Annotated in this window: 1 pseudogene; it reads left to right on the top strand. The window is 65.5% G+C overall.

Going from position 1 to position 579, the window contains the following annotated elements:
* Positions 1-579: pseudogene (locus BRX43_RS20095) on the top strand (IS3-like element ISGbe1 family transposase); the annotation flags it as partial.

Genomic DNA, 579 nt, shown 5'->3' with positions numbered 1-579 from the left:
GGATGAAGGATCTGGAGAAGGAGAACGCCCGGCTGCGTCGTGCGATCTCGGATCTGACGCTCGACAAGCTGATCCTGCAGGAGGCAGCAAAGGGAAACTTCTGAGCCCCGCACGGCGCCGACGCTGCATCGACCAGGTGCGAGAGGTGCTGGACGTATCCGAGCGGCGCGTGTGCCGCGTGCTGGGGCAGCACCGGTCGACACAGCGCAAGGTGCCGTGCGGGGCAGATGACGAAGAGGTGCTGACCGACGACATCGTCGCGCTGGCCAAGCAGTACGGGCGCTACGGCTACCGCCGGGTCACCGCACTGCTGCATGCGGCGGGCTGGTCGGTGAACCATAAACGGGTGGAGCGGATCTGGCGGCGCGAAGGCCTCAAGGTGCCGCAGAAGCAACCTAAACGTGGCCGGCTATGGTTGAACGACGGCTCGTGCATCCGGCTGCGACCGGAGTATCCGGGGCATGTGTGGGCGTACGACTTCGTCGAAGCGCGGACGCATGACGGGCGCAAGTTCCGGATACTGACCATCATCGATGAGGCCAGCAGGGAATGCCTGGCACTGGTCGTCGCGCGCCAGCT

Source organism: Sphingomonas sp. S-NIH.Pt15_0812 (assembly GCF_003951315.1).
Taxonomy (GTDB): domain Bacteria; phylum Pseudomonadota; class Alphaproteobacteria; order Sphingomonadales; family Sphingomonadaceae; genus Sphingomonas.
This window is presented reverse-complemented; position numbering and strand designations above follow the sequence as displayed.